At 73.7% G+C, this 20,236-nt stretch carries 17 protein-coding genes; 11 read left to right on the plus strand and 6 right to left on the minus strand.

The genetic code is table 11. From position 1 onward, the window contains the following. Nucleotides 1–28: 28 nt before the first annotated feature. The gene (locus tag CRV15_RS19410) at nt 29–676 is read left to right on the plus strand and encodes a mycothiol-dependent nitroreductase Rv2466c family protein (protein WP_003958630.1); all 648 of its coding nucleotides are present in this window, start codon (nt 29–31) and stop codon (nt 674–676) included. 224 nt (nt 677–900) lie between these two features. On the opposite strand, the gene CRV15_RS19415 is transcribed toward CRV15_RS19410, so the two are convergent. From CRV15_RS19415 to CRV15_RS19425, 3 genes are all read right to left on the minus strand, one after another. Next, nucleotides 901–1,536, minus strand: a complete 636-nt coding sequence (locus CRV15_RS19415) for a superoxide dismutase (RefSeq protein ID WP_003958628.1) — start codon at nt 1,534–1,536, stop codon at nt 901–903. 363 nt (nt 1,537–1,899) lie between these two features. After that, complete coding sequence (locus CRV15_RS19420; protein ID WP_009996221.1) at nt 1,900–3,381, minus strand: FGGY-family carbohydrate kinase; 1,482 nt, start codon at nt 3,379–3,381, stop codon at nt 1,900–1,902. Nucleotides 3,382–3,492: 111 nt separating this feature from the next. Continuing rightward, a complete protein-coding gene (locus CRV15_RS19425; protein ID WP_003958624.1) occupies nt 3,493–4,506 on the minus strand; it encodes an NAD(P)-dependent oxidoreductase in 1,014 nt (337 codons plus the stop codon). 378 nt (nt 4,507–4,884) lie between these two features. Here CRV15_RS19425 and CRV15_RS19430 point away from each other — a divergent pair, with 378 nt between their 5' ends. Next, nucleotides 4,885–6,243, plus strand: a complete 1,359-nt coding sequence (locus tag CRV15_RS19430) for an FGGY-family carbohydrate kinase (protein WP_009996220.1) — start codon at nt 4,885–4,887, stop codon at nt 6,241–6,243. Between the two features lie 1,106 nt (nt 6,244–7,349). Next, nucleotides 7,350–8,003, plus strand: a complete 654-nt coding sequence (locus CRV15_RS19435) for a histidine phosphatase family protein (protein WP_003960480.1) — start codon at nt 7,350–7,352, stop codon at nt 8,001–8,003. An 83-nt stretch (nt 8,004–8,086) separates the two neighbouring features. On the opposite strand, the gene CRV15_RS19440 is transcribed toward CRV15_RS19435, so the two are convergent. Beyond that, nucleotides 8,087–9,520 (minus strand): amino acid permease, encoded by a 1,434-nt coding sequence (locus CRV15_RS19440; protein ID WP_009996219.1) that lies wholly within the window; start codon nt 9,518–9,520, stop codon nt 8,087–8,089. A 395-nt stretch (nt 9,521–9,915) separates the two neighbouring features. Between CRV15_RS19440 and CRV15_RS19445 the strand changes: the two genes are divergently transcribed. Further along, entirely contained in the window at nt 9,916–10,500 is a 585-nt protein-coding gene (locus CRV15_RS19445; RefSeq protein WP_009996218.1) for a biotin transporter BioY, read from the plus strand. Nucleotides 10,501–10,607: 107 nt separating this feature from the next. On the opposite strand, the gene CRV15_RS19450 is transcribed toward CRV15_RS19445, so the two are convergent. Continuing rightward, on the minus strand, nt 10,608–12,050 hold the full coding sequence (locus tag CRV15_RS19450; protein ID WP_003960477.1) for an amino acid permease: 1,443 nt from the start codon (nt 12,048–12,050) through the stop codon (nt 10,608–10,610). Between the two features lie 92 nt (nt 12,051–12,142). Here CRV15_RS19450 and CRV15_RS19455 point away from each other — a divergent pair, with 92 nt between their 5' ends. Both CRV15_RS19455 and CRV15_RS19460 read left to right on the plus strand, forming a co-directional pair. Beyond that, nucleotides 12,143–12,628: a ribose-5-phosphate isomerase gene (locus CRV15_RS19455; protein WP_003960476.1), complete on the plus strand. Its 486-nt coding sequence runs from the start codon at nt 12,143–12,145 to the stop codon at nt 12,626–12,628. 236 nt (nt 12,629–12,864) lie between these two features. Continuing rightward, on the plus strand, nt 12,865–13,674 hold the full coding sequence (locus CRV15_RS19460) for an Fpg/Nei family DNA glycosylase (protein ID WP_009996215.1): 810 nt from the start codon (nt 12,865–12,867) through the stop codon (nt 13,672–13,674). 26 nt (nt 13,675–13,700) lie between these two features. Here the strand turns inward: CRV15_RS19460 and CRV15_RS19465 are convergent, their stop codons facing one another. Next, nucleotides 13,701–14,936 carry a GNAT family N-acetyltransferase gene (locus CRV15_RS19465; protein WP_003960474.1) on the minus strand — a complete coding sequence of 412 codons (1,236 nt, stop codon included), beginning with the start codon at nt 14,934–14,936 and terminating at the stop codon, nt 13,701–13,703. A 388-nt stretch (nt 14,937–15,324) separates the two neighbouring features. Between CRV15_RS19465 and CRV15_RS19470 the strand changes: the two genes are divergently transcribed. The 5 genes from CRV15_RS19470 to CRV15_RS19490 all read left to right on the plus strand — a co-directional run bounded on the left by CRV15_RS19470 (nt 15,325) and on the right by CRV15_RS19490 (nt 20,190). Next, complete coding sequence (locus CRV15_RS19470; protein ID WP_003960472.1) at nt 15,325–16,470, plus strand: PP2C family protein-serine/threonine phosphatase; 1,146 nt, start codon at nt 15,325–15,327, stop codon at nt 16,468–16,470. A gap of 89 nt (nt 16,471–16,559) precedes the next feature. Beyond that, entirely contained in the window at nt 16,560–17,414 is an 855-nt protein-coding gene (locus CRV15_RS19475) for a MerR family transcriptional regulator (protein WP_009996213.1), read from the plus strand. Between the two features lie 306 nt (nt 17,415–17,720). Continuing rightward, nucleotides 17,721–18,878 carry a cation:proton antiporter gene (locus tag CRV15_RS19480; RefSeq protein ID WP_003960470.1) on the plus strand — a complete coding sequence of 386 codons (1,158 nt, stop codon included), beginning with the start codon at nt 17,721–17,723 and terminating at the stop codon, nt 18,876–18,878. A gap of 77 nt (nt 18,879–18,955) precedes the next feature. Further along, nucleotides 18,956–19,576, plus strand: coding sequence for a GNAT family N-acetyltransferase (locus CRV15_RS19485; protein ID WP_003960469.1), 621 nt, complete (start codon nt 18,956–18,958; stop codon nt 19,574–19,576). 203 nt (nt 19,577–19,779) lie between these two features. Continuing rightward, nucleotides 19,780–20,190, plus strand: a complete 411-nt coding sequence (locus CRV15_RS19490) for a peptidase inhibitor family I36 protein (protein WP_003960468.1) — start codon at nt 19,780–19,782, stop codon at nt 20,188–20,190. Nucleotides 20,191–20,236 lie beyond the last annotated feature (46 nt).

Consider the following 20,236-nt stretch of genomic DNA (forward strand, 5'->3'; position numbering starts at 1 on the left):
GGGCCGGAGGACCGCGATGAGGAGCGAAATGTCCGAGAACGGCAAGACCCCCGTCGACTTCTGGTTCGACCCGCTGTGCCCCTGGGCCTGGATGACCTCCCGCTGGGTGCTGGAGGTCGAGAAGGTCCGCGACATCGAGGTCCGCTGGCATGTGATGAGCCTCGCCGTACTGAACGAGGAGCGGCTGGACGAGCTGCCCGAGGAGTACCGGGAGCTGCTCAAGGGCGCCTGGGGGCCGGTCCGGGTCGCGATCGCCGCCGAGCAGGAGCACGGCGGCGAGGCGCTGGGCCGCCTCTACACCGCGCTCGGCACCCGCTTCCACAACCGGGGCGAGGGCAACACCCGCGAGGCGCTGGCGGGGGCGCTGGCGGACGCCGGGCTCCCGGCCGAGCTGATCGACCACGCCGACCGGGACACCTACGACACCGAGCTGCGCGCCTCCCACCAGGAGGGCATCGACAAGGTCGGCCAGGAGGTCGGCACTCCGGTGATCGCGGTCCCCGGCCCGGACGGCGAGCAGATCGCGTTCTTCGGGCCGGTCGTCACCCCCGCCCCGCAGGGCGAGGCGGCGGCGAAGCTGTGGGACGGCACCCTGCTGGTGGCCTCGATCCCCGGCTTCTACGAGATCAAGCGCACCCGCACCGCGGGCCCCGACTTCTCGAACCTGCCGTCCTGACGCCCGGGGGAAAGCGCCCCCGAACGCCCCCGAACGCCTCCGAACGCCTCCGAACGTCCCCGAACAGGGAAGGACCCCCGCGAGTCATGTCCTCGCGGGGGTCCTTCTTTCATCCGTCCGCACGTGAAAGGTGAGAAGACGATCACGAGTCGGACGACCGTGGGGGGCCGCACGCCATCGGCGCGCGCGGCCCGTCGGTCACGGTGCGGTCGGCGCGGGGCGCGTCACGGGGCGATGAGCGGGGTGCGCTCCTTGGCCTGGGCGTAGCGATTGGCCACGTCCTGCCAGTTGACGACCTTCCACATGGCCTCGATGAAGTCCACCTTCTGGTTCTTGTACTGGAGGTAGAAGGCGTGCTCCCAGGCGTCGAAGACCAGGATCGGCACGGAGCCCTGGCCGACGTTGCCCTGGTGGTCGTAGACCTGCTCGACGATCAGCCGCCCGCTGACCGGCTCATAGGCGAGAACGCCCCAGCCGGAGCCCTGGGTGGTGGCGGACGCCTTGGAGAGCTGCGTCCGGAACTTGGCGAACGAGCCGAACGACTCGGCGATGGCGTCCGCCAGCTCGCCCACGCCGTCCTTGTCCAGCGGCTCCCCGCCGCCGTCGCCGGTCATGTTGTGCCAGTAGATGCTGTGGAGGATGTGGCCGGAGAGGTGGAACGCGAGGTTCTTCTCCAGGCCGTTGATGGCCCCCCACTGGTCCTTGTCCCGCGCCTCCGCGAGCTGCTCAAGGGTGTCGTTGGCACCCTTGACATAGGCGGCGTGGTGCTTGTCGTGGTGCAGCTCGACGATCTGCGGGTCGATGACCGGTTCGAGCGCGGTGTAGTCGTACGGCAGATCAGGAAGCGTGTAGATGGCCATGGGTCCGGTCCCTCCGACTGCTTATTGCGAATCCTTCGCAAGTGCACGTTAGCAGCAGGTGGGGGCGGTGGGTGATCAGGCATTGGTCCTAGGTCGCGGGTCCGGTCCCGGCCGGTCCAAAGCCCTGTCCTGAGCCCTGTCCTGAACCGGCCCGGAGCCCGCTCGGAGCCCGTTCCCGGGATCTGTCCCCGGTGTCCGTTCCCGGAGCCTGCCCTGCCCTCGGAATCCGTCCCGGACGGAGAGACACCTCCGCTGCCCCTTCCCGGAGGGGCCGCGGAGGTGCCCGCGTACCGCGCACCGCGGCCGGGCGGCGGACCCGGTCCCGCGGCCCGGCTCGCGCGGGCCGCGGTGCCGTGGCGCGGCTCAGCTCGCGCGGGCCCGTTCCCGGGCCGCCGCCAGCCGCTCCCGATGGTCGGCGTACGCCTTCGTGTAGAACTCCGCGCGCGCCGGATCGGGTTCGACGACCGCCGTGGGCTCGGTCCACGCGGCCGTGTCCAGCTCCACCCCGTACCGCTCGGCCGCCGCCAGCACCGCGCCCCGGGCCCCGACCTCGCCCTCGGTGATCCGCAGCGGCCGGCCCAGGACATCCGCGAACAGCCGGGTCCAGGCGCCGGAGCGGGTACCGCCGCCGCAGATGGCCAGCGACCCGGTCAGCCCCGCCGCGTCCAGGCAGTGCCGGGCCGCGAAGCCGATCCCCTCGCAGGTCGCGCGCACCAGGTCGGCGGGGGTCGTCTCCAGCGAGACCCCCGTCAGCTCGGCCCGCAGCCGGGGCTCGACGAAGGGCGCCCGCTCCCCGGAGGACGCGAAGTACGGCAGCACCCGCACCCCGTGGGAGCCGGGCGGGGTGGCCGCGAGCAGCCCGTCGACCTCCGCGAGCGGTGTGCCCGTGGTGCGCAGCACCCAGTCCAGGGCGGCGGTGCCCACCATCGCGGGCATGGCCCGCAGCCAGTGCCCCGGCCGGTCGGTGGAGATGTGCAGCCCGGCCGGTTCCCCGTCCAGGTCCACCGCGCGGACGGAGACCAGCGCGGCCAGACAGGTGCCGATGATCAGGAGTCCGTCGCCCTCGGCGGTGACCCCGGCGCCCAGCGCGCAGGCCGCGAGGTCGTAGGGGCCGCCGGAGATCCGCGTCCCGGCGAGCGGGGTGTCCGGGCCCAGCTCGCCGACGGCGATCGGGTCGCTGATCCCGCGCAGCAGCCCGCGCCGGTGGCCGAGCCCCAGCTCCTCGACCACCCCGTCGTCGTAGGTTCTGGAACGGGGGTCGAGGAACGGCATCGACGCGTCCGACACATCGGTCGCCCGGATGCCCGTCAGCCGCTGGAAGACCATGTCCTTGCAGTAGACGGCCGCCTCGGCCGCGTCCAGGGCGGCGGGCTCGTGCCGGTCGAGCCAGGCCAGCACGGGCCCGGGGCAGCCGGGGAACATGGCGCTCCCGGTCCGCCGGAAGACGGACTCCACCACACCCGACGACTGCCAGGCGTCGACGAGTTCGTTCGCCCGCCCGTCCATCCAGGAGATCGCGGACCGCACCGGGCGGCCCTCGGCGTCCACCAGCCAGACCCCGTCCCCCTGGCCGGTCAGCCCGATCAGTTCGAACGGTCCCGGGACCCCGGCCGCGAGCGCGGCCAGCACCTCGGTGACCGCGCCGAACACCTCGTCCATGTCCTGCTCGGCCCGCCCGCCCTGGAGCGAGAGCGCGACCGGCCGGGACTCGGTGGCCAGGGCCCGTCCCCGTGCGTCGAAGACCGCGGCCTTGACCATCGAGGTCCCGGCGTCGATACCGATGTACTTCCGTCCGGCCGCCGCTGCCGCCGGCCCTGACTTCGTGTCTGCCTCTGCCCCTGTCACTGTCGGCACTCCTCGTCTCGGGATCGATCCGTCCGTGTGCGTGCGTGTGTGCGTGTGGTGCGGGTGGCCCCGGTCCGCCGTCGTCCGGCCGGTCCGGGGGCGGGCGCCGGGTCAGGGCAGGGCGTGGGCCGGGGGCTCGTTCCGGGCGTAGCGGGCGACCTCCGCCGCCGCGATCTCCGCGGCCTTGCGGGCCACCGCCCGGGAGGCGCCCGCGATATGCGGGGTGAGCACCAGACGGGGCGTCGACAGCAGCCGCGAATCCGCCGGAATGGGCTCCTCCGCGTAGGTGTCGAGCGCCGCCGCCGCGAGATGCCCGCTGTCCAGCGCGTCGCACAGCGCGTCCGTGTCCAGCAGCCCGCCCCGCGCCGCGTTCACCACCACGGCGCCCTTCGGCAGCAGCGCCAGCTCGCGTTCCCCGATCATCCCCGTGTTCTCCGGGGTGAGCCGGGCGTGCAGCGTCAGCACCCGGGACCGGGTGAGCAGCGTCTCCAGCGACTTCGCCCGCATCCCGTGCACATCGCCGCGCACATACGGGTCGTACACCTCCACCTCCGCGCCGAACGCGCTGAGCACCCGGGCCACCCGGCTGCCCACCGCGCCGTAGCCGACCAGCCCGACGGGGGTGTCCTCCAGCTCCAGACCCGCGTGTTCATAGGTGTAGTACGAGCCGTCCCAGTCGCCGTCCGACGCCAGCGAGGCGTGCGCCTGCGGGATACGGCGCAGCGCCGACAGGATCAGGCCGATCGTGAACTCGGCCGTGGACGCGGCGTTCCGGCCCGGCGCGAAACACACCCGCACACCCCGGGCGCGCGCCGCCGCCGCGTTGACGTTGACCGGTCCGCCCCGGCAGACCGCGACCATCCGCAGCCCCGGGGAGGCGGCCAGGACCCGTTCGGTGAAGGGGGCCATCTGGGTGACGCACACCTCCACCCCCGTCAACGCCTTGATCAGCTCGTCCTCGGTGTCGCTCGCCTCCGTCACCTCCGCCACCGGACCGAACGGCTCCAGCGGCCAGGGCAGGGTCAGTTCGGTCAGCTCCAGCGGGGTGCCGGGCAGGGCCCGGTGCAGGGCGGCGGAGATCAGGGAATTGCGGACGAAATGGTCACCGGCGGCCAGGACTTTCATGCGTTACCTCCGCGTCGTCGTCGTCCCCGCCCGGACCCGGGCGGCGGGGGTGCCCCCGTACGCCCGGGGTCCGGGCCGGTGGGGGCCTTCTGCTCCTGCTGGTGCGCGGGTCCGCGCGGACACCGGCGGGCGCCGCACGGCGGACGGGCCCCTTCGGGGCACCCGGGAAAGGGGGAGCGCAGCGGATCGTAGCCGTCGCCGGGCCCCGGAACGGGGACATACCCGGCGTTCGCCTGCTGCCGGGCGGCGGTCCGCGCATGGCAACAGAGCTTGAGACAGGGGCCGGGGAGCGTCAATCCTCCGCGCAGGGGGTTTCTCCCCCCGGCGCGTGAGAACGTCACGTCCGAGACGACACCGGACCACCGGGAGGCAACCGTCATGTGGCTGGGGATCGACCTGGGCACCCAGAGCGTGCGCGCCCTGCTCGCCGACGACGACGGCACCGTCAGGGGCGGCGGCTCCGCCCCGCTGACGGGCCGCCGCGAGGGACCGCTCCACGAACAGTCGCCCGCCGACTGGTGGACGGCCGTCAAGGCCGCCGTCCGCGGCGCCCTCGCGGGCGGGGGCCGCCCCCGCGCCCTCGCGATCTGCTCCACCTCCGGCACCGTGCTCCTCGGCGACGACCGGGGCCGCCCGCTCACCCCCGCCGTGATGTACGACGACGGCCGGGCCCCGGGCCGGGGCCCGGGGCGGGCCCTGCTGCTCCAGCGGGAGTACGGGCCCGGCCGCGTCCTGCACCAGGCGGACCTGATCGCCGCCCGGCTGTTGGGCCGGCTGCCCCCCACGGACTCCAGCCACGCCCTGAAGACCGGCTGGGACCCCGAGCGCGGCGCCTTCACCGGCCCGGACGTGCCCGGACTGCCCGAGGTGGTGCCCCCGGGGACCCCGCTCGGCGCGGTGGACCGCGCGGCCGCGGACGAGACGGGCATCCCCGCGGGGACCGTCGTCGTCGCCGGGATGACCGACGGCTGCGCGGCCCAGATCGCCTCGGGCGCGCTCACCGTCGGCTCGTGGAACTCCGTCCTCGGGACCACCCTGGTGCTCAAGGGCGTCACCGCGACCCCGCTCCGCGACCCGGCCGGGGTGGTCTACAGCCATCTCTCGCCCGACGGCCACTGGCTCCCCGGCGGCGCCTCCAACGTCGGCGGCGGGGCTCTGACGGCGGCCTTCCCCGGCGCCGACCCGGCCGCGCTCGACGCCCTCGCCGCCGCCTGTGAACCGGCGGGCGCGGTGGCCTATCCGCTCACCGGGCAGGGCGAGCGCTTCCCCTTCGCCGCGCCGGGGGCGAGCGGGTTCCTCCTCGGCACCCCCGCGTCGGACGCCGACCACTGGGCCGCCCTGCTCCAGGGCGTGGCCTTCGTGGAACGGCTCTGCTACGACCGGCTCGACCTCATCGGCGCCCCCGTCGACGGGCCGGTCACCGTCACCGGGGGAGCGGCCCGCAGCGGGTACTGGAACCGGCTGAGGGCGGAGGTCCTGGGCCGTCCGGTCCGGGTCCCCGAGGTCAGCGAGTCCGCCCTCGGCATGGCCGTGCTCGCGGCGCTGGGCGCGGGCGCCGCGCCCACGCTGGCGGCGGCGGCGGGACGGATGACCCGTCTCCGGGAGACCGTCCGTCCGGAACACCGGGGCCGCTTCACGGAGCCGTACCTCGCCCTGGTCGACGCGTTGGAACGCCGCGCCTGGCTCCCGTCGGACCTCGCCGCCCACGCCCGCACCCGCGCGGACACCCCGCGGTGAGCCCCGGCCCCGGCCGCATGCCCGCGCCGGGGCGAGCGGCCCGCTCACCACAGCGTCCGCACGGCGCCCGGTCGGCCCCCTCCGGGCGGGAGGCCGAAGCCCACGGGGGAACGTGCCGGTCCGCCGTGCCCGGTCCCTTCTGCCTGCTGTGCTCGTTGCCCGCTGCGCCCTGCTCGTGCCCGGTGCTTGTGCTCTGCCCAGGGGGCGGGAACGCCCCGTCCTCAGCTGCCTGGTGTGCTCTGCTGGTGTCCCGCCCCTTGTGCTCGGCCCGGACGGGCCGTGGACGCCGGGCCGGTGCGGGGGACGTGCTCGACCTGCCGCGCCTCGTCCCGCTTTTCGCGCCCTGCCCGGTACGGGCCGGGGGACGTCGGACCTGCGGGGGAATGTGCCCGGTCTGCCGTGCCCGGTCCCTTCTGCCTGCTGTGCTCGCTGCCCGCCGTGTCCTGCTCGTGCCCGGTGCTTGTGCTCTGCGCGGTACGCGCGGGGGCTCGCGCGGGGAACGTGCCCGGCCTACCGTGCTCTGCCTGTGTCCCGTCACCTGTCGCGTCCCGCCCTTCGTGCCCTGCCCGGGGCGGGCGGTGGGCACCGGGCCGGTGCGGGGAACGTGCCCGGCCCACCGTGCCCCGCCCGGCTTGCTCTCCGCCTGCCGTGCCCTGCCGGTGTCCCGTCCTCACGCCCTGCCCGGTACACGCGGGGGCCCGTGCGGGGTGCGCGCCTGGTCCGCCGTGCCCCGTCGGTGTCCCGCCCCTTGCCGCTCTGCCCGCCGCGTTCCGCCCGGTACGGGCCAGGGGATGCCAGGCCCGCGCGGGGTGCGCGCCCGCCCCGCCGTGCCCTGCCGGTGTCCCGTCACCTGTCCCGTCCCGCCCTTCCCGCCCTGCCCGGGGCGGGCCGTGGACACCGGGCCCGCGGGGGAACGCCCGGCCCGTCGCGCCCCGTCCCCTCTGCCCCCTGCCCGTGCCCCGTGCTTGTGCTCTGCCCGGCAGGCCGTGGACGCCGGGCCCGCGCGGGGAAGTCCGTCCCGGGCGCCCCTCCCACCGCGCCCCGCACCGTCCGGCCGGGCCCGCCGTCCGCCACCCTCACCGTCCGCCGCTCTCACCGGAGATGTCATGACCGCCACCCTGTTGCTGGCCCGGCACGGCCAGACCGTCTGGCACGCCGAGAACCGCTACGCCGGGATCAGCGATGTCGCCCTCACCCCGGAGGGCCGCGCCCAGGCCGGCCGGCTCGCCGGGTGGGCCGTGTGGCAGCCGCACCGGCCCGACGCGGTCTGGACCTCCACCGTCCCGCGCGCCATCGAGACCGCCGCCCCCGTCTGCGCCGCCCTCGGGCTGACCCCGCACCGCGAACACGACCTGCGCGAGTGCGACTTCGGCACGGTCGAGGGCCGTACCCTCGCCGAGTTCGCCGCCGAGTGCCCCGAGGCCGCGGCGGCCTTCACCCGCGACCCGGCTGCACACCCCTTCCCCGGCGCCGAGGACCCCCGCGCCGCAGCCGCCCGGGGCGCCGCGGCCCTGGCCCGTATCGCCGCCGCCCACGACGGCGGGCGGGTGCTCGTCGTCGCCCACAACACCCTCTTCCGGCTCGTCCTGTGCGCACTGCTCGGCATCCCGCTCGGCGAGTACCGCCGCGTCTTCCCGGCGCTGCGCAACGCGGCCGTGACCGAACTCCGGCTCGCCCCCGGCCGGGGAGCGGCACCGCCCCGGGCCGCGCTGCTCGCGTTGAACGTCCCGGTCGAGCCCCCGGCCGGGACGGACGGCTGACCCGGCCCGCCGCCCCCGGGGACGGCGAACGGCTCCGCCCGCGGGGTGCGGACGGAGCCGTTCGGCCGGGTGCGGGCGCGGGCTCAGGCGTCGGTCGCCTCCGCCAGGGCCGGGCGGCGGGCCGCCGCCCGCTGGCGGACCCAGCCCACCAGACAGAGCGTCAGGGTCAGCGCGCCCGAGTAGTAGAGCTGGGTACGGGTGTCCGGCTCCCGGGCCATCAGGACGAAGACCGTGACCATCGCGGCCAGCGCCGCATAGGTCAGACCGGGGAACAGCCACATCTTCACCACCAGCTTCTCCGGCGCCTCGCGCTCGGTGCGGCGGCGCAGGATGAGCTGGGAGACGGCGACGAAGAACCAGACGACCAGGATGATCGCGCCGATCATGTTGAGCAGCCACATGAAGACGTCGTCCGGCCGCCAGTAGCTCAGCAGCACGCACAGGAAACCGAAGCCGGACGAGACGAGGACGGCCGTCCACGGCACCCCGTTGCGGGTGCGGCCGAGGAAGGCGGGGCCCTGGCCGCGGGCGACCAGCGAGCGGGACATCCGGGACGCGGCGTAGATGTTGGCGTTCATCGCGGACAGCAGCGCGATGAAGATGACCGCGTTCATGATCTGTCCGGCCGCCGGGACCCCGAGGTGGTCCAGCGTCGCGACATACGGGCCCTTCTCGACCACCCGGGGGTCGTTCCACGGCACCAGCGTGACGACGACGGCCATCGAGCCGATGTAGAAGATCGCGATCCGCCACATCGCGGTGCGCACCGCACGTGCGACCCCCTGGACGGGATGCTCGGACTCGGCCGCCGCGATCGTCACCGTCTCCAGGCCGCCGTACGCGAAGACGGAGGCCAGCAGACCGAAGATCAGCCCCTCGGTGCCGTTGGGGAGGAAGCCGCCCGCGCCGGTGAGGTTCGAGAGGCCGGGCGCGTCCGTGTCCGGCAGCGCGCCGGTGATCGCGAGCAGACCGATCCCCAGGAAGGTCACAATCGCGACGATCTTGAGCGCGGCGAACCAGAACTCGAACTCGCCGAAGTTCTTCACCGCCGCCAGATTGGCCGTGGTGAAGACGGCGACGAAGACGGCGACCCACATCCACTCGGGGGTCCCCGGCAGCCAGCCGGTCATGATCTTCGCCGCGCCGATGCCTTCCAGGCCGACGACGACACAGAGGAGGAACCAGAAGATCCACCCGGTGGCGAATCCGGCCCAGGGGCCGATGGCCCGCTCCGCGTGGACGGAGAACGTGCCGGACGCGGGGTTCGCCGCCGACATCTCGCCGAGCATGCGCATCACCAGCATCACCAGAAGCCCGGAGAGGGTATAGGCGATGATGATCGACGGACCCGCCTGGGAGATACCGGCGCCGGACCCGACGAAGAGTCCGGCGCCGATGACGCCGCCCAGGGCGATCATCGACAGATGGCGCTGTTTCAGGCCGTGCGAGAGGCCCGGCGCGCCGGGGCCGCCGTCGGACGGGGACCCGGCCGGCGGGGGCGCTGAAGTCTTGGACATAGGGGTGCCCTGTTTCTTCTGGCTGAGGGTGAGCGGTGGCTCCAACTGAGCATGAGCGCAGATCACAGGGCAACGGATGTCCATGGAACGATCACAAGCCTTACGCAAAGTACACACGGCGGTGCGGAGCGGAGGCGGCCTGCGCATATGTCGAGTTTGTGAGAACTCTACAGCCCTCCTCGGAGGTCACCTAGTGATAGACATCACTTTGCCCCGTGAGTGATCCGCTCTCTTTGTGTGATCTCCATGAACTCCCCCTCCCCGGCTTTGTCATCGGCCCAATGGTGCGCTTCCCGCCCCTGGACTACGGTCGCTGTGTTCCCGACGCGTCCGGCACCCACCGGCCGACGATCCGTCCCCTGCCACCGTCCCTCCCTCACCGCCGCGGAGCCCCGATGAGCACTGCCACTGTCCTCTCCCGCCCGGGCGCGGTCCTCGCGGACCTGCTCCCCGCCACCCGTACCCGGGACATCGCCCTCGTCGTGTCGGGCGCGGTCCTCACCGGCATCGCCGCCCAGCTCTCCGTGCCCGTCCCCGGCTCCCCGGTCCCCGTCTCCGGGCAGACCTTCGCCGCCCTTCTCGTCGGCACCGCGCTCGGCGCCCGGCTCGGCTTCCTCTCCCTCGGGCTCTACGCGGTCGCGGGCATGGCCGGAATGCCGTGGTTCGCCGAGGGCGCCTCCGGCTGGGGGATGCCGTCCTTCGGCTATGTCCTCGGCATGCTGCTCGCCTCGACCGTCGTCGGCGCGCTCGCCCGCCGCGGCGCCGACCGCTCCGTCCCGCGCATGGCGGCCACGATGGTCCTGGGCTCGGCGGTCATCTACGCGGTCGGTGTCCCCTACCTCGCCCTCGCCACCGGGATGAGCCTGTCGCAGGCGGTCGCCGCCGGGCTCACCCCGTTCCTCATCGGTGACGCCGTCAAGGCCGCCCTGGCCATGGGCGCGCTGCCCACGGCCTGGAAGCTGATCGGCCGCAAGGGCTGAGCCCGTACCCGGCCCTCGGCACGGAGAGGGGGGAGCAGCGTCCGGCCGGACGCTGCTCCCCCCTCTTCTCGCGCTCTGCCGGCGTGGGTCAGGAGGCTCGCCGTGGGTCAGGAGGCGGCGCGGGACCTGCTCCGTTGCCGCAGCAGTGCGATCGCCACCACCACGGCCGCCACCAGCAGGGACAGCAGCACCTGCTCACGCCCGGTGTCGTCGAAGAGCATATAGACGAGGACAAACACGATCATCCCGATCGTGGCCCAGGTCAGATACGGGAACAGCCACATCCGCACCACCAGCCGCTCCGGCGTCTCGCGCAGGATGATGCCCCGCATCCTGAGCTGGGTGCAGCAGATCACCAGCCAGACGAAGAGGGCGACCGCGCCCGAGGAGTTCAGCAGAAAGGCGAAGACGGTGTCGGGCCAGCGGTAGTTGAAGAAGACGGCGACGAAGCCGAAGAGGACCGAGGCCCAGATCGCCGCGCGCGGCACCCCGCGGGAGTCCGTCCGGGCGAAGGCGGCCGGCGCGTCACCCCGCCTGCCCAGCGAGAACGCCATCCGGGAGGCCGTGTAGAGCCCGGAGTTCAGACAGGACAGCACCGCCGTCAGCACGATGACGTTCATGATCTCCCCGGCGTGCGGAATGCCGATGGAGTTCAGCGCGGCCACATAGGAGCCGTCCTGGGTGATCGCGGGGTCGTTCCAGGGCAGCAGGGTCAGCACCACGAAGATCGAGCCCAGATAGAAGACCGCGATCCGCCAGATCACACTGTTGACCGCCTTGGTCACGGCCCGCTGCGGATCGGCCGACTCGCCCGCCGCCAGGGTCACGATCTCGCTCCCCATGAACGAGAAGACCACCATCAGCACCCCGGTGAGGACCGCCCCGTACCCCTCGGGGAAGAAGCCCCCGGTGTCGGTGAGATGGGCGAGCCCCTTCCCCGGGTTGTCCGAGCCCGGCAGCAGCCCGAAGACCGCCAGCAGCCCGACGCCGACGAAGGCGGCGATCGCCACCACCTTCACCCCCGCGAACCAGAACTCGAACTCCCCGTACGACCCCACCGACGCCAGATTGGTCGCGGTCAGCACCACCATCACGATCAGCGCCCAGGCCCACTGCGGCACCGACGGAATCCAGCCCTCCAGGATCACGGCGCCCGCCGTGGCCTCGACGGCCAGCACCACGACCCAGAAGAACCAGTAGAGCCAGCCGATCGAGAACCCGGCCCAGCGGCCCAGCCCGCGGTCGGCGTACTCGGAGAACGAACCCGACGCGGGGTGCGCCGCCGCCATCTCCCCGAGCATCCGCATCACCAGCACGACCATGACGCCGACCAGCGCGTAGGAGAGCAGGATGGCGGGCCCGGCGGCGTGGATGCCCGAGCCCGAGCCCACGAAGAGCCCCGCCCCGATCACCCCGCCGATCGCGATCATGGAGAGATGACGGTTCTTGAGTCCCGCCCGCAGACTGTCACCGCCGGACTCCGCTGACTGCGACTTGGGCGGTTCATCGGGCTGCCCACCTTCCATTGACAGGGTGTCCTGGGATGTCATGGTGGATTCCTTAGGTCGGGAACGGCGTTGTTCTCGGACGGGGGCTGACCCCGCTGACTGATACCCGGCCGCTCCCGTGCCACACTCGGAACATGCGTGTGTACCTCGGCTCCGACCATGCGGGCTACGAACTGAAGAACCACCTCGTCGAGTGGCTGACGGCCCATGGCCACGAGCCCGTCGACTGCGGCCCCCACATCTATGACGCGCAGGACGACTACCCGCCGTTCTGCCTTCGCGCCGCAGAGCGGACCGCCGCCGACCCCACCAGCCTGGGCATCGTGATCGGCGGCTCCGGCAACGGCGAGCAGATCGCCGCGAACAAGGTCAAGGGCGTCCGCGCGGCCCTCGCCTGGAGCGAGCAGACGGCGGCGCTCGGCCGTGAGCACAACGACGCCAACGTCATCGCCATCGGCGGCCGGATGCATACGCCGGAGGAGTCCACGAAGTTCGTGGAGATCTTCCTCAACACGCCGTACTCGCAGGAGGAGCGGCACAGCCGCCGGATCGCGATGCTCTCCGCGTACGAGACGACGGGCGAGCTGCCCCCGATCCCGGCCCACCACCCGCAGGGCTGATCCGGCCCGATCCGGAACGGGTACGGGAGGCGCGCGGGGCCACCGGGGCACCGCGCGCCTCCCGCGTCCACCGGGGCGGCCGTCGTCGTCTGCCGTCGCCGCGCCGCCCGCCACCCGGACGGCGAGTGGGCACCGTCCCGCTGCCCCGCCGTCCGTGCGCCACCGGGGCGGCGAGCGGGCGCCGTCCCGCCGTCCCGCCGCCGTCCGTCCGCCTCTCGTCCGATGGGGAGCCCGCCGTGCCCGAAGGGCATACGATCCACCGCCTCGCCGAGGACCACCGCGCCCGCTTCCTGGACCGGCCGGTACGGGTGAGCAGCCCACAGGGCAAGTTCTCCGACGCCGCCGCCCTCCTCGACGGGCAGCCGCTGACGGACGCCGAGGCCCACGGCAAACATCTCTTCCTCGGCTTCGGCGCCCTCGGCTGGGTCCATATCCACCTCGGCCTCTTCGGCAAGGTCGACTTCGGCGACGCCCCCGCGCCGCCGCCCACGGACACCGTCCGGCTCCGGCTCACCACCCCGAAGGCCCATGTCGATCTGCGCGGCCCCACCACCTGCGCGCTGATCACCGACGGCGAGAAGACCGCCGTGCATGAGCGGCTCGGCCCCGACCCGCTGCGCCCGGACGACGACCCCGACCGGGTCTGGGCCCGGCTCTCCCGCTCCCGGACGACCGTCGCGGCGCTGCTGCTGGACCAGAAGATCATCGCGGGGGTGGGCAATGTGTACCGCGCCGAGGTGCTGTTCCGGCTGGGTATCGACCCCTATCGCGCGGGCCGCGACATCACCCGCGCCGAGTGGGACGCGATCTGGGCCGACCTGGTGGAGCTGATGCGCGAGGGCGTCCGGAACAACCGGATCGACACCGTCCGGCCCGAGCACATGCCCGAGGCGATGGGCCGTCCCCCGCGCGTCGACGACCACGGCGGCGAGGTGTACGTCTACCGCCGGGACCGGCGCCCGTGCCATGTCTGCGGCACGGAGGTCCGTACCGCCGGGCTGGCCGCCCGCAACCTCTTCTGGTGCCCCGCCTGCCAGCGGCGCTGACCACGCCGTCCGGCGGCCGGGAACCGTCAGAACATATGCGATCCCCACGGGGCCCGCGCCGACACGAACGCCGCGTCCGCCGCCGCCAGGGCCCCCGCGCGCTCCTCCCGCACCAGGCCCGCGTCGGCGAGGGAGACCAGCCGCACCCCGCCCAGACAGGCCGCGCCCAGCTCCCGTACCGACAGGGAGAGGTCGGCCGGGTCGGCGGTGCGCTCGCAGACCGCGCCGCCGCTGTCGCCGGAGAGCCGCCAGCGGCCCGTGTTCCAGGGACAGAAGGCGTCCGCCACCTCCAGGACCACGTCCACGGGGGCGCTGTAGGCACGCGCCGCCAGCGCCGCGCCCACCTCCACCGGCCGGATGTGCAGACCGTCGCTGCTCCGGACCCGGCAGCGGCGTATGTCCGAGACCAGATGCTGCCAGGGGTCGTCCACCGGCCGGTCGTCCAGGACCACGGTGGACGTGAGATCGATCCCGCAGAGGTGGCGCAGCAGCGCCGCGTACGAGGCGGGGTCCATGCCGTAGAAGTCCTGGACCTCGACCTTTCCCTTGGGGCCCGCCTCGTCCCAGGCGGCCCGGACGCGATAGCGGACATAGCCGGTGACCGCGCCGTCCCGTTCGGCCAGGACGCACTGGAGCGGTGAGCTGTCGCCCCGTTCCGCCGCCGGGTCCAGCACGAACAGCCGGTCCCAGTGGGGGAGCCGGGCGATCATCCCCGGGCGGGTGGGGAGGTGCGCCGCGTAGACGGCCTCGCACTCCGCCAGCGCGTCGGCGGGCACCGGCACCCGGCGGAGCCGCACCTCGTCGGTGCCCTCCGGCAGCGTGGACAGCCGTACCCGGTCGGTGTCGATCTCGGCCCGCAGCAGCCGGGTCGCCGCGCCGTAGCCGAATCGCCCGTAGATGCCCGGCTCGGAGGCGTAGAGGGCCGCCAGTGGCTCGCCCCAGGCGCGGAGGTCGTCGAGCTGGCGCCGCATCATCGCGGTGAGCAGCCCCCGCCTGCGGTGCGTCGAGGCGACGCTGACCATCGTGATGCCCGCCATCCGCGCGCGCCCGCCCCCGGGCACGGTGACCTCGAACCCCAGCGACCCCGCGGTGGCCACCGGCTCCCCGCCGTCCCAGACGCCGAGCGAGCGCTCGACATCGGTGATCTCCCGGTACAGCTCACGCTTCTCGGCGGGCAGCGGAACCCCACCGAAGGCCAGCTCCAGACTGGCGTACCAGTCGTCCCATTCGGTGGCGCGCAGAACGCGCGGTTCAGTGGTCATATGCCATCCCTACCAGGCGCCACCGGGCGGGGCGAGCGAATTCAGGGCGCGGGCGCACGGCGGTGACCCGGTGTCAGGGACGGCGCGCCGGACGGCGGTCGGGACCGCCCCGCGCAACACCCGGCGCGGGCCCCGCGGGCGCGGCTCCGGCTGGTCCCGGCCGGATTCCGGCCGGATGTCCGCTCGTTGCCGACTGGCTCCGACTAGCTCTGACCAGCTCCGACCGGCTCCGACCGGCACGGTCCGACAGAGGCAACCCTGCGCCCCGTGCATGTGTCATATGCCATGACTATCAGTCGATACATCGATACAGTGATCCCCTTTTGACCGCACTGCCGCAGGGGTCCCTCTGCACGAAAGGGCGATGGATCGATAAGGTCACACGACAATGGGTCATGGCGGCGGAGTGGATTCGATCAAGGCACGGTGGCGGAAGTCGGCACACCGGGTCCGTGTCGCGCTGCGCAAGTCCGCCGTCGACTACTTCCGCGGCGACGGCTCGGACACCCTCGCCCTCGCCGGACTGCTGCTGACCGTCCCGGCCTTCACCCTGGGGACGATCGTGCTCCCCGAGTGGATCTCACCGGCCGCGCTCGTCCTGCCCATCGTGGCGGGAGCCCTGCTGCTGCGCCCGGCGAGCCTGCTCGGCCTCTACGCCACCTGCGCCGCCGGGCTGATCGTCGAGACGGTCGCCCTCGGTCCCTATACCCTCGGCCCCGCGCGGGTCACACCCGGCACGGTGCTCGTGGTGGCCGCCTGCGGATTCTTCGGGCTGCTGATCGCCCAGTTCCGGGCCCGGGTCGGCGTGCCCTGGCGGCGCGGCGGAACCATGCTCTTCGACCTGCGCGAACGCATCCGGGTACAGAGCGCCCTGCCCGGGCTGCCCCAGGGCTGGCACCACGAGATGGCCCTGCGGCCCGCGGGCGGCCAGTCCTTCTCCGGGGACTTCGTGGTCGCCGCCCGGACCAACGGCGGACGCACCCTGGAGGTCGTCCTCACCGACGTCTCCGGCAAGGGCATGGACGCCGCCTCCCGCGCCCTGCTGCTCTCCGGCGCCTTCGGCGGCCTCCTGGGCTCGCTGCCGCCGCACGGCTTCCTGCCCGCCGCCAACGGCTATCTGCTCCGCCAGGACTGGGACGAGGGCTTCGCCACCTCCATCCATCTCGTCCTCGACCTGGACTCCGGCGACTACGAACTCCTCTCCGCGGGCCATCTCCCCGCCCTCCAGCTCAACGCCGGCACCGGCTGCTGGGAGGAGAAGAGCGCGGAGGGACCGCTGCTCGGCGTCTACGACGGCGCCGCGTTCGACCCGGTCAAGGGGGCGCTGCGCCCCGGCGATGTCCTCATGCTGTTCACCGACGGCCTGGTGGAGTCGCCGGAACGCGATCTCACCGAGGGCATGGACCGGCTCACCGGCGAGGCCGACCGCTATGTCCCGGCCGGGTTCGCCGGAGCCGCCTGGCATCTGATCGAGGCCGTCGCGAAGGACGTCAACGACGACCGCGCGCTGCTGATCCTCACCCGCGACGCCTGACCGTCCCCGGGCCCGGCCCCGCCGGGGGCGGCGACCCGTTGACCTTGTCCCTGGGGCAGCCCCCAGAGTGCGCGGCGGAGGAAGACACCGTGGAACAGCTCACCATCGGCGCCTTCGCCCGGCGGGCCCGGCTCTCGCCCAAGGCGCTGCGTCTGTACGACCGGCTCGGTCTGCTCACCCCGCGCCGGGTGGACGAGGCCACCGGCTACCGCTGGTACGACCCGGACCAGGTGGACCGCGCCCGGCTGGTGGTGCTGCTCCGCAGGCTCGACATGCCGCTGGCGCGGATCGCCGAGGTCGTCGAGCTGCCGGGGCCCGAGGCCGCCGACGCGGTCGCCGCCCACTGGTCGGCCGCCGAGGAGCGGTTCGCCGCGCAGCGGGCGGTGGCGGGTCTCCTCCAGGACCGACTGTCAGGAAGGAGCCAGGACATGTACGAGGTGACCCTCACCGAAACCGCCGGGCACACCGTGCTCACCGAGCGCCGGAGGGTGCTCGCGGGGGAGCTGCCACGGTGGATACCGCGCTCCTGCGAGCGGCTGCACGCCCTCGCGGAGAGCTGCGGAGGGGCGGCGGGCCCGCCGTTCGTCGTCTACCACGGGGAGGTCTCCGAGGAGAGCGACAGCCCCGCCGAGGTCTGTCTCCCGGTCGCCGCCGATGTGCCGTCGGCCCGGGCGGCCGTCCACCGCGCCACCGCGGCCCCCGCCGAGCCGGACGCGGGCGCCATGTCCGCCCGGCCGGAACCGCCCCGCCGGCTCGCCGCCGCCCGGGTGACCAAGTCCCTGATGGTCTACCCCCGGATGCTCCCCGTCTACGACGCCGTGGCCCAGTGGGCCCTCGACCAGGGTCTGGAACGTGTGGGGCCGGGCCGCGAGATCTACTTCGCCGACTGGGCGCCGGCCGCTCCGGAGGACGAGGTCTGCGCGATCGCCTTCCCGGTCCGCTGACCGGGCCGCGCCCCTCCATCCGCCGGCCCGGGCCCCGTTCTCCCGGGCCGGCGACCGGGTACGCCGACCCCGATTCCGGCCGCCGACCCCGGCGACCGACCCCGGCCGCTGGTCCGGCCGCAGGTCCCGCAGAGGTTCCGGAGGGAAGCCCTCCACCCCCACTTACTTGCTCAGTCAATTATTTGTTACCCTAATTACTGACGGTTCCTTTACGGTTCTTTGACGCCCTCTTGACGCACCCCCGTTGTCAGTGACCACCACAGACGTGAGGACGAGCCCATCGGACACGCAGACACCCTCATCGCCATGGGCGGCGCCTTCCTCGCCGCCGCCCTGCTCGCCCGCGTCGGCGGCCGGATCGGCCTGCCGACGATCCCCCTGTTCATCCTGGCCGGAATCCTCCTCGGCCCGCACACGCCCGGCATCGTGCTCCTGTCGGACCCGCACGACCTGGAGATGCTCTCCGCCCTCGGCCTCGTCCTGCTCCTCTTCTACCTGGGCCTGGAGTTCCATCTGGACGACCTGAAGTCCGGCGGCAGGAGGATGGCCCTCGCGGGCGGGACCTATCTCCTGCTCAACGTCGGCGCCGGACTCGGCTTCGGCTTCGCGCTCGGCTGGGGTACCTCTGAGGCGCTGGTGCTCGCCGGAGTCCTCGGCATCTCCTCGTCGGCCATCGTCACCAAGGTCCTGGTCGACCTCGGCCGCATCGGCAACCCCGAGACCAAGCCGATCCTCGGCATCATCGTCGTCGAGGACGTCTTCCTCGCCCTCTACCTCGCCGCGCTCCAGCCCATCCTCTCCGGCGCCGACAGCCTCGCGGCGGCCGTCCTGGACGGCGGCAAGGCGTTCGGCTTCCTGCTGCTGCTGGCGCTCGCCGCCCGCTACGGCACCAAGCTGGTGGGACGGCTCATCGCCACCCGCGACGACGAACTCCTCGTCATCTCCTTCCTGGGCGCGGCCGTCTTCATGGCCGGGGTCTCCGAGTGGTTCGGCGTCGCCGACGCCATCGGCGCCTTCATGGTCGGTCTGATGCTCGGCTCCACCACGTCGGGCGAGCGCATCCGCAAGCTGGTCCACCCGCTCCGGGACGCCTTCGGCGCGATCTTCTTCTTCGCCTTCGGCCTCTCGATCGACCCGGGCGACCTGACCGGTGTGCTCTGGCCGGTGCTCGCCGCCGTCGCCCTCACCCTGGCGATGAACGTGCTCGCCGGGCTGGCCGCCGCGCGGATCTACGGCTTCGGCCCCGGGCCCGCCGCCAATATCTCCACCACCCTGCTGGCACGGGGCGAGTTCGCGCTCATCCTCGCCACCATGGCGGCGGGAGCGGGGCTCGACGCCCGGCTCTCCCCGTTCATCGCGGGATACGTCCTGCTGCTGGCGGTCCTCGGACCGCTGAGCGCCGGACGCTCCTCACTGCTCGCCCGCGCCCTGCCCGGCCGCACCCCCGCCCCCGGCGGGGTCTGAGGCGCCACACCCCCGCGGACCCCCGGGACCACGTCCGCCCCGCCGGCGCCCGGCGGGGCGGATGCCATCATGCCGGGATGATCACCGGTACGAGAATCCGCACGGCGGGGGAGAGCGACTTCGCGGGGCTGCTGGAACTGGCCGCCGAGGTCGAGCACTGGTTCGGCCCGATGGTGGCGGAACCGGGCTTCCACCGGGCCCTGCGCACCCATCTCGGGCGTTCCACCGCCCTGGTCGCGGAGACGGCCGACGGAGCCCTTGTCGGCGGACTGCTCTTCGCCCCGGCCGCCGACAGCCCCGGCCCTGGCCCTGCCCCCGGCCCTGGCTCTGCCCCCGTCCCGGGCCCTGCCGCCGTCCCCGGCCCGGACGGCGCCCGCGGTCCGGCCGTGCCCGTCGACCGGCCGTCCCCCGACCGCGAGTCCGCCGAGGGCCCCGTCCACCATGTCGACTGGCTGGTGATCTCCGAACGGGCCCGCGGCACCGGGGTCGGCCGGGCCCTGCTGGCCCGGGCGCTGGAACGCTTCGCCCCGGCCCCGGCCACCGTCGAGGTCATCACCTTCGGCGCCGACCACCCCGGCGCCGTCACCAGCGGCGCCCGTGTCTTCTACGAACGTCTCGGCTTCACCCCGGGACCGGCGGCGGACCCCGGCCCGGAGGGCGGATCGCGCCAGCTCTACCGGCTGCGCCGCACCGGCTGACCCACCGGAGGGGACGGAACGGGGGCCGCGCCCGCTCACGGCCCGACCGGGGCCCCGGTTCACGGCGTGCCCTGTGGGGATCGTCACCGCGTCCGGCCCGCTCCGTGGTCCGTGCGGATGAGCGACGGACCCGCCCCGGCCGCCGACGGCCGGGGCCCGCGCCCGCTCGTCCCCCGTCTCCTCAGGATGCTCAGGAGGTATCCGTGCGCCGTTTCGCCGCCCTGGCGGTGGCCCTGTCCCTCGCCACCCCGATCGCCGCGGCCCACGCCGCCGAGGCCGCCCGGGTCGCCGTACCCGCGGGCCCGGACCCCTCGGCCGCGTACGCCAGGATCTTCTCCGGCCGGGCCTGCCCCCAGGACGCCCTCTGCCTGTACCGGGACTTCGGCTCCATCGGCGGGGGCAGCGCCATCAGCGCCGGTGACAGCCTCGTCGACCTGGGCACCGTCGCCTACGACGTCAACGACGTGATGTCCTCCTGGTCCAACGACACCGGCCGGACCTGCACCTGGTGGGAGCACATGGGCCAGGGCGGCGGCGCCCACCCGATGCCCGACGGGTACCGGGTGAACGTGACGCGGGCCGAGAGCGACTCCGCGTCGTCGGTCCGATGCTGAGCCGGGTGAGGGCCGCCCTCGGGGCCGCCCGGAAGGCGGGGCTGCT

The sequence above is a fragment of the Streptomyces clavuligerus genome (genome assembly GCF_005519465.1).
Lineage (GTDB): Bacteria > Actinomycetota > Actinomycetes > Streptomycetales > Streptomycetaceae > Streptomyces > Streptomyces clavuligerus.

Bases quoted from the DNA above. Each gene is read 5' to 3' on its own strand.
- CRV15_RS19410 (WP_003958630.1), top strand. From the start codon at position 29: ATGTCCGAGAACGGCAAGACCCCCGTCGACTTCTGGTTCGACCCGCTG.
- CRV15_RS19415 (WP_003958628.1), bottom strand. From the start codon at position 1,536: ATGGCCATCTACACGCTTCCTGATCTGCCGTACGACTACACCGCGCTC.
- CRV15_RS19425 (WP_003958624.1), bottom strand. From the start codon at position 4,506: ATGAAAGTCCTGGCCGCCGGTGACCATTTCGTCCGCAATTCCCTGATC.
- CRV15_RS19430 (WP_009996220.1), top strand. From the start codon at position 4,885: ATGTGGCTGGGGATCGACCTGGGCACCCAGAGCGTGCGCGCCCTGCTC.
- CRV15_RS19435 (WP_003960480.1), top strand. From the start codon at position 7,350: ATGACCGCCACCCTGTTGCTGGCCCGGCACGGCCAGACCGTCTGGCAC.
- CRV15_RS19440 (WP_009996219.1), bottom strand. From the start codon at position 9,520: ATGTCCAAGACTTCAGCGCCCCCGCCGGCCGGGTCCCCGTCCGACGGC.
- CRV15_RS19445 (WP_009996218.1), top strand. From the start codon at position 9,916: ATGAGCACTGCCACTGTCCTCTCCCGCCCGGGCGCGGTCCTCGCGGAC.
- CRV15_RS19450 (WP_003960477.1), bottom strand. From the start codon at position 12,050: ATGACATCCCAGGACACCCTGTCAATGGAAGGTGGGCAGCCCGATGAA.
- CRV15_RS19455 (WP_003960476.1), top strand. From the start codon at position 12,143: ATGCGTGTGTACCTCGGCTCCGACCATGCGGGCTACGAACTGAAGAAC.
- CRV15_RS19465 (WP_003960474.1), bottom strand. From the start codon at position 14,936: ATGACCACTGAACCGCGCGTTCTGCGCGCCACCGAATGGGACGACTGG.
- CRV15_RS19470 (WP_003960472.1), top strand. From the start codon at position 15,325: ATGGGTCATGGCGGCGGAGTGGATTCGATCAAGGCACGGTGGCGGAAG.
- CRV15_RS19480 (WP_003960470.1), top strand. From the start codon at position 17,721: ATGGGCGGCGCCTTCCTCGCCGCCGCCCTGCTCGCCCGCGTCGGCGGC.
- CRV15_RS19485 (WP_003960469.1), top strand. From the start codon at position 18,956: ATGATCACCGGTACGAGAATCCGCACGGCGGGGGAGAGCGACTTCGCG.